Raw genomic sequence first — 6997 nt, 5'->3', positions numbered from 1 at the left:
GGATTTGTGAGAATTCATAATGCGTTCGGACTTAGAAAAGGTATCAGCCCCTTATCTAAAAAGATGACTTTGATTGAATGGTTTGGAGACCAATTCAGCCAAAATGAACTAATGGAATTACGCTTTTTAATTCCCAACTTTTTTTAATCATGGACAGTTCAAAATTAGTGCCTATCTCGATTAGTGTAGCGGGATTGGGAATATTGCTTTTTGCCATAGCTCAAGCAAATAAAGATAAAAACGGAAATGCTTATTTGAATCAAGGAACTGTAGAAAATAGCTTCAATGCAAAAGAAATAGCTACCGTGCTTTACGATGCTATGAAAGAAGCCAACTTCACAAATACCAATAAACGAAAAACCATTTTTACAACGCTCACAGGAGTAAGTCAAGCACAGTTTTCATGGGTAATTAAAGCCTTTGGAAGCAGGTATTACAACACTCTAACAGGTAACACCTATTTCGCATTATGGCAAACACCAGTAAAGCATCCTTTGAAAGTTTGGCTCAAAGAGGAATTAAGTGACAGTGATTATAAATTATTGAAATCAAATTATCCAAAATACTTATAAAAATGACCACAGAAGATAAAATATGGATTGGTAGCGGAATCGCACTTGCTATTGGTGGTGGCATTTATTATTTCGTTCAAAAAAACAAGAATGACAATGAAATCAGTCAAGAAGTTGAAGCGGATTTAAGCAATGAAACTTTACCAGTGGCGACTCCGAAACCTATACGAACACCAACATTGGCAACGGCTCCAATTGTCCCTGTTAAAACGGTTTCAGAGCCACCTGTTAGAAGTGCTGATACCTTTAAATACAGCATAGGTCAGGAAGTGATGGCATCAGGCTTCAACGGAACAAAGACTTACGATGCAAGAAAAATGGCAGATGGTAATTACACCAGTGAAGGAATTCGAAAAGCCACTTTCAAAAAAGGAGATAAAATCGGTAAAATCATTTGGGTTGGCAAAAGACCTGATGGAACATATCGTTATGTAGCTCAAAGAGATGGTACTTTTTTAAATGACATCTACTGGATTGCTGACCACAGCGTAATAAAACCAGTTGGAAAGATTTTACCAACTATCCAAGCGGTAACTGAGACATCAGGAATTGATAAAACCATGCTTCTTAAAAAAGGTAGCAAAGGCATGGAAGTAAGAACACTTCAAACTTTATTAAAAGTTAAGGTAGACGGTGATTTTGGGAGAAATACTGAGAATGCTCTTTTCACTCAAAAAGGAATAAAACAAATCAGACTTAAAGACTGGAGATAATGAATACAAGTACAGGAGTATGGATTGGTTTAGGCGTATTGGGCGCAATCATTATTGCTTCAATGAGTGATGAATCTAAACCTAAAATAGAATCCAAATCAAACGAAAAACCCAATGTTGAACCCAAAAAAGTACAATTGTAATGGAATTTTTATTATCGAATAGTACGCCTTTTTTGAAGGCTTTTAAGAAGTATGCCATCAATACTCCTAAGCGAGTTGCTCATTTTTTAGCGCAACTTCACGAAGAGACAGGCGGATTTATAAAGCTATCAGAGAATTTGAATTACACGCCCGCTGGACTAATTGAAACTTTTGGGACGAATCAGATTTCGGTAGCTCAAGCTAACCTTTACGGAAGAACAGCTAAACGTAAAGCCAATCAGGAAGCCATCGCCAATATTGTGTATGGCGGAAAATGGGGAAAAGTTAATTTAGGCAATACTCAAGTTGGTGACGGTTGGCGATTTAGAGGACGTGGGCTAATTCAATTAACAGGTAGGGCAAACTATCAAGCCTATAAAGATTATTCTGGAGTGGATGTAGTTGCAAACCCCGATTTGGCTTCACGTCCAGACATTGCAATTGATATTGCAGGTTGGTTTTGGAGTGTGAGGTTCAAACTTAATCCTATTGCAGATACAAACAATATCACATCAATTACTAAGAAGATCAACGGTGGTCTTACCAATTTTTCTGAGCGTGTCAAACAGCTAAATTATTATACGGGCATTGACACACTTGGGATATTAAAAAAAAAAGCGAGTCCGAGAACGGTCAAATCGAAGAGTAAATCTATTTATAGCTTCTACAACCCTTTTACTAGGGTGCTCGATTTTGGTTCTAAAACTAAATAAAGGATAAAATATGTTACCAATAGAAACCATTCTAAACTATTTCTTGGGTTCAACGACCCTGATTTCAATTTACATCGCTTGGAGGTCAAGGAATTCTGAACTGAAAAAAAATGAAGCTTCAGCGCTGGAAGCCATCGATTCAATTTACACCAAAATGTCAATTATAACGGATAAGAAGTTTGAAGAAATGCAGCGGATTATTGATGAAAACACTATTGAAATTAAAAACCTTAAAGAACAATTACAGGAATATCAAAAGCGATGTGCTGGATGTTTGAATAACAAGGGAAATGAAAAGAAAAACCTTTGACAAAATTATTGCAATTCTCAGTATCTATTATGAAATCGATTTGATTCAGGTAATAGAGGTTTCTGAGCTACTACTTCTTGTTATTAGAGTCTATTTAAAAAAATCAAAACCATGAAAAAGTTAATCCAATATTTCACGCTGTTTATTATCTCCAGTTTTCTTTTTATGAGTTGTTCTTCAGCTAAAAAAATGAAACAGGAAAATATTCTGCTTAAAAGCGAAATTCAGAAAAGAGACAGTATCAAAAACACCATCATTAATAAAGCAGTCGATGATAAATTGATTACTCCGATTGTACAGAGCCAAACAGGAAATGTTGTTTTTGATAGTTTGGTTAATGCTAAGGTAGATGAAATCTTATCAAAGCTGAATACTGCTAAAAATTCAGGAGATAACGGATATAAACTTATTTACGACAAGCTTAAAAAACAGTTGGAATTTTATGTTCGTATTGCCCAAACCCAAAACGAAAATACATCGGTTAAAAATCAAAAAATAAAGACAATATTCCAGGTTAAAAAGATTCCTGTTGTGGTTGAAAAACCCTTATCAAAATTAGAAAAATTTTTAATTGGATTAGGGATTTTAGCAATACTCTACATCGGGTTTAAGATTGTCTTTTACATCAGAAAAGAATCAAGTGTATGGGGATAAGAGCAAAACATATCGTAATCACAGGAGCTCTATTAGGCATAGGAGTATTATGGTACACAAGTAAACTCAATAAGTGGAAAGAAACAATGAAAAAATTAAAAGCATTACCAACTGGAATTAGAAACTTCGATATTAATTTCAAACGAGTGCGCTTTAATTTGGATGTTACAATCTACAATCCTACAGGCGAGAACTTTAGTCCTGATGGAGTTATTGCAACTGTTAAAAGAATTATTCTCAAAGATAAAACAGCCAAGCGAATTGCTACAATCACAGTCAATAAATCCTTTTTATCAATTCCTGCTAAAGGGAAACATGTTCTGAAGGATCTAATTGTAGAAATTCCAATATTGGAGAATATCTCCAATTGGCAAAGTCTCTCACACATAAGAAGCGTAAATGATATTCAGACAGAAACGATTTTGGGAGTTTTAGGTAAAGAGTATTCAATAATAAAGTAAGCATGGATTTAATATTATCATTCAATAATCTTAACGGCAAAACTGTAAAACGTTCCGTTTTGAAATCTCTTTTAAAAAGAGCTAAGAAACAAAAGCATTCGATTATTGCAAGTCGGATTAGTAAAGTTTTACAGCAAAATAATGATGCGCTTTTCACGATTGAAATAACGCAACTAATAGAACCTGCTGGACTTAGTGGAGCTGAACAAAGAATCATTCTTCCAACTTTGGAATATATATCTGAAGAAGATTCAGAAGGTGGATTAACTGGTGTTTCTCCAGATGATATTTACAGTTACATCACAGATTTAATCATCAACACCATTGAGAAAGTCGGGCATTTACCTTGGCAAAAAGATTGGGTTGGTTCAGGTTTTGATGGAGCAGCTAAAAATTATGTTAGCAAGAAGGAATATAGTGGAGCAAACTTCCTTTTGAATTTCGATATAAAGTTTGACAAAGAAGGTAAAGGTTATTTAGTACCGATTAAGTTTATACAGCCTTACTATCTAACTTTTAATCAGATTAAGGAAACTGGTGCAAGTTTAAAGAAAGACAGCAAAGCAAGGCGTGTGATTTATTACACAATGATTTTCAGTTTTGATAACGGTGTTTTGCAATTCAAAACTACGGACAGAGAAAAGTTTACAGAATTTGTAAAAGCTAATGGATTGACTAAAGAAGATTTAAGAGAGCATCTTACCAAGATTCCCGTAATTAAATATTATAATGTCTTCAGAGCAGATGATTGTACAGGATTGAAATTTCCTGAAGCAACAGGCAATAAAAATGTGAATCCAATTGAGCAGGCTCAAAGTCTTATTGATGGTTATAATGACCCGCCTACTTACACTTTTGTTGGAGATAGAGCTTATTATCAGCCTTCGACCGATAAACTCAATATGCCAAATATCAAGGCTTTCAAAAAGGAAGCTTCGTATTACTGTACTTTTTTCCACGAGTTGACCCACTCTACTGGAGCAAAAAAAAGATTGAACAGGGATATGACCGGAACTTTTGGTAGTAAACCTTATGCTTTTGAGGAACTAATTGCAGAACTCGGAGCGGTTTTTATGTGTTCCGAATCTGGAATATTATTTCAGACCAAAGAAAACTCGGCTAAGTATCTTAAAAATTGGAATACAGTTTTGGTGAGCGAATTAGAAAATGACAATCGCTTTTTCTTGAAAGCTTCAGCCCAATCTCAAAAAGCAGTCAATTACATATTAGGTAGAAATACAGAAAGTGAAGAAACAGAAACTGTGAAAGAAGAGGTTAAAAAAGTAGCATCGAAAAGACTAGGAAAGAAAAAAGTAAAGCCGAAAGTTACCAAAGCTAAAAGAATCGGACTTTCAGCCTCAGTTGTGGTTAGTAAAAATACTGAATCAAACAGAAAAAGAACTGTGCAAGCTGTTGTAAAAAGAAGAGAAAAGACAGTTGTTTCTAATCAGGATAAAAGCCTTAATGAACTTGAAAAACTTGGTTTTATTTCTGCTAATTCAGCTCCGCAGGAAGCTAAAGATATATTTGTTCTAGGTGGCGAAATTGGTAAGTTTTTACAAAAACAACAACCTCACAAAGCTCTAATCCTGATAAAGGGCAACAAGCACAGTTCAAAATCACAGTTGGCAATGCAGATTGCTAATGCCTTTGGAGAACAACAAACACCAGTAGCTTATATCGACTATGAGCAAGGCGGAATTGAGAGCAAAGACACGGTAGATAGTATTAACAGAAATACAACTGAATCAGGAAGAAAATACATAGCCATAAAAGGTTATTTAGAAAATCCTTTTGAGGAATTGCAAGGGTTCTGCAAGGTGGTCAAAGTCATTATAGCGGATTCGGTTACAGATTTGAAAATAACAGCCGACCAGCTCAATTACTTGAGAACAAAATATCCGAAAATCATTTGGTGCTTTATTTCTCAAGTAAAAGAAAATGGAGCAATGTATGGCGGTAATAAAATGGCTCACAATCCAACATCTGTAATTCATTGTTCCTCGCATCAAGATCCTAAACAGCGATTTGCTACACTGGAGAAAAACAGAGGAAATGACCTCACTTTAAAATATTCAATGTTTTATAAAAAAGTAGTCAACGAACCCAAAAAGAAGAAATTATCATTTAAAGTCAAATAACTAAAATCAGAAATCATGGTAGCAAAAAAAGTAAAATCAAAAGGCAAAAAAAGAATCTCAGCTAAAAAACTTTGTAGTGGTGTAATTCAACGAGAAGGAGTTAAAAAAGACGGAACTCTGAAAAAGGGATTTCGCTATGTTAAAGGAGGAAAAGTTGTTAAAGCAAAAGCAAAGAAGTAGTTTTTGATTTGGGTTGATTGGGAAAGCCGTGTTGCAGTAATGGGACACGGCTTTTTATTTAGTGATGTTTCATAGTAAAATAGTCAGGTTTGTTCTGATAATTTAGCTATAAAAGATAAATTTGAATAAAAATTAACAAAATTCATGTATTGTCATGGTTAAATGTTACAAAATGACATCAAAAATGACAATTTGACATAAAAATATATAAAAATGTATAAAAATGTGAATTTTAAAATAATGGCATGATTTTGTATGAGTTATATCTTAAAGTTCACAATAAGAGTCACTTTTAGAGGTATCTATTAGTTTTATTGTGTTTGGAATTTCAGGTATTAGTTTTATTGTTGGCAAACTTATATGACAGGATTACCGTTTTAGAGTTTAAAAAACAAACTATCCACAACCATATCTTAAAAATAACCTGAATTCAGAGTATTTTCCCCTGACACGATAAAGAGAAAGGGTATGTCAAATTTTAAAACAAAATGTATGAAGAAAAAAGTACACAAAAACGAATTGCTGGGTGCGATTAACAAAAATCACAGTTGTGATTTACTAGATTCACTTATTTTTCAAACCTCAAATCAGAAAGGAGTAATGAAGAATGGCTAATCAAACAAATACTATCAAATATTACCCTGTTTGTAATGGAGACCAATCCCTTATTTCTTTAGCTGACAAGACAACAATCCTTGTTGATTGCAATATTCGTGAGTCTGCAAAAGGAGACGATGATGAAAAATTATATGATGTTCATGAAGACCTTTTAAAATCTATTCAAAAAGATTCGAGTGGTATTCCTTTTGTTGATGTCTTTATTTTGACTCATGGTGACCAAGACCATTGTCGCGGTTTTGCCAAAAACTTTTATCAAGGAGACCCTAGTAAATATAGTGACACTGACAAAAAGAACAATTTAATTAGAGTAGATACAATGTGGTTTTCGCCAATGATTGCGGAAGAATTCACTAATGATGATGAAGATGCATATCAACAGGAAGCAGAGCGAAGATTAGAATTGCATCGAAAAAATGATTCTAAAAAAGATAATGCGGGCAACCGGATTAGAATTATTGGATATGATGGAAGTAAAGACTATAAGGATTT

General features: G+C 34.1%; 9 protein-coding genes and 1 pseudogene. All 10 read left to right on the top strand.

Annotation, left to right across the window (positions count from 1 at the left end; all coding sequences use genetic code 11):
• The first annotated feature begins 149 nt into the window (after positions 1 to 149).
• Positions 150 to 572, top strand: coding sequence for a hypothetical protein (locus L6Q46_RS11430; RefSeq protein ID WP_291284411.1), 423 nt, complete (start codon positions 150 to 152; stop codon positions 570 to 572).
• Between the two features lie 2 nt (positions 573 to 574).
• The gene (locus L6Q46_RS11425) at positions 575 to 1285 is read left to right on the top strand and encodes a hypothetical protein (protein ID WP_291284410.1); all 711 of its coding nucleotides are present in this window, start codon (positions 575 to 577) and stop codon (positions 1283 to 1285) included.
• Complete coding sequence (locus L6Q46_RS11420) at positions 1285 to 1428, top strand: hypothetical protein (protein ID WP_291149680.1); 144 nt, start codon at positions 1285 to 1287, stop codon at positions 1426 to 1428. Before L6Q46_RS11425 ends, L6Q46_RS11420 begins: the two co-directional genes overlap by 1 nt.
• Positions 1428 to 2141, top strand: a complete 714-nt coding sequence (locus tag L6Q46_RS11415; protein ID WP_291284409.1) for a glycoside hydrolase family 19 protein — start codon at positions 1428 to 1430, stop codon at positions 2139 to 2141. Before L6Q46_RS11420 ends, L6Q46_RS11415 begins: the two co-directional genes overlap by 1 nt.
• Before the next feature lie 10 nt (positions 2142 to 2151).
• On the top strand, positions 2152 to 2451 hold the full coding sequence (locus tag L6Q46_RS11410; protein ID WP_291284408.1) for a hypothetical protein: 300 nt from the start codon (positions 2152 to 2154) through the stop codon (positions 2449 to 2451).
• Between the two features lie 189 nt (positions 2452 to 2640).
• Positions 2641 to 3105, top strand: coding sequence for a hypothetical protein (locus tag L6Q46_RS11405; protein WP_291284407.1), 465 nt, complete (start codon positions 2641 to 2643; stop codon positions 3103 to 3105).
• Entirely contained in the window at positions 3096 to 3566 is a 471-nt protein-coding gene (locus tag L6Q46_RS11400; RefSeq protein WP_291284406.1) for a hypothetical protein, read from the top strand. The genes L6Q46_RS11405 and L6Q46_RS11400 overlap by 10 nt, the downstream gene beginning before the upstream one ends.
• 2 nt (positions 3567 to 3568) lie before the next feature.
• Complete coding sequence (locus L6Q46_RS11395) at positions 3569 to 5707, top strand: zincin-like metallopeptidase domain-containing protein (protein ID WP_291284405.1); 2139 nt, start codon at positions 3569 to 3571, stop codon at positions 5705 to 5707.
• Positions 5708 to 5722: 15 nt separating this feature from the next.
• Positions 5723 to 5887 (top strand): hypothetical protein, encoded by a 165-nt coding sequence (locus tag L6Q46_RS11390; RefSeq protein ID WP_291284404.1) that lies wholly within the window; start codon positions 5723 to 5725, stop codon positions 5885 to 5887.
• Between the two features lie 607 nt (positions 5888 to 6494).
• Positions 6495 to 6997 (top strand): annotated as a pseudogene (locus tag L6Q46_RS11385) (metallohydrolase); the annotation flags it as partial.

This window comes from Flavobacterium sp., from assembly GCF_023151265.1.
Classification (GTDB): Bacteria; Bacteroidota; Bacteroidia; order Flavobacteriales; family Flavobacteriaceae; genus Flavobacterium.
This window is presented reverse-complemented; position numbering and strand designations above follow the sequence as displayed.

Bases quoted from the DNA above. Each gene is read 5' to 3' on its own strand.
- L6Q46_RS11430 (WP_291284411.1), top strand. From the start codon at position 150: ATGGACAGTTCAAAATTAGTGCCTATCTCGATTAGTGTAGCGGGATTG.
- L6Q46_RS11425 (WP_291284410.1), top strand. From the start codon at position 575: ATGACCACAGAAGATAAAATATGGATTGGTAGCGGAATCGCACTTGCT.
- L6Q46_RS11420 (WP_291149680.1), top strand. From the start codon at position 1,285: ATGAATACAAGTACAGGAGTATGGATTGGTTTAGGCGTATTGGGCGCA.
- L6Q46_RS11415 (WP_291284409.1), top strand. From the start codon at position 1,428: ATGGAATTTTTATTATCGAATAGTACGCCTTTTTTGAAGGCTTTTAAG.
- L6Q46_RS11410 (WP_291284408.1), top strand. From the start codon at position 2,152: ATGTTACCAATAGAAACCATTCTAAACTATTTCTTGGGTTCAACGACC.
- L6Q46_RS11405 (WP_291284407.1), top strand. From the start codon at position 2,641: ATGAAACAGGAAAATATTCTGCTTAAAAGCGAAATTCAGAAAAGAGAC.
- L6Q46_RS11400 (WP_291284406.1), top strand. From the start codon at position 3,096: ATGGGGATAAGAGCAAAACATATCGTAATCACAGGAGCTCTATTAGGC.
- L6Q46_RS11395 (WP_291284405.1), top strand. From the start codon at position 3,569: ATGGATTTAATATTATCATTCAATAATCTTAACGGCAAAACTGTAAAA.
- L6Q46_RS11390 (WP_291284404.1), top strand. From the start codon at position 5,723: ATGGTAGCAAAAAAAGTAAAATCAAAAGGCAAAAAAAGAATCTCAGCT.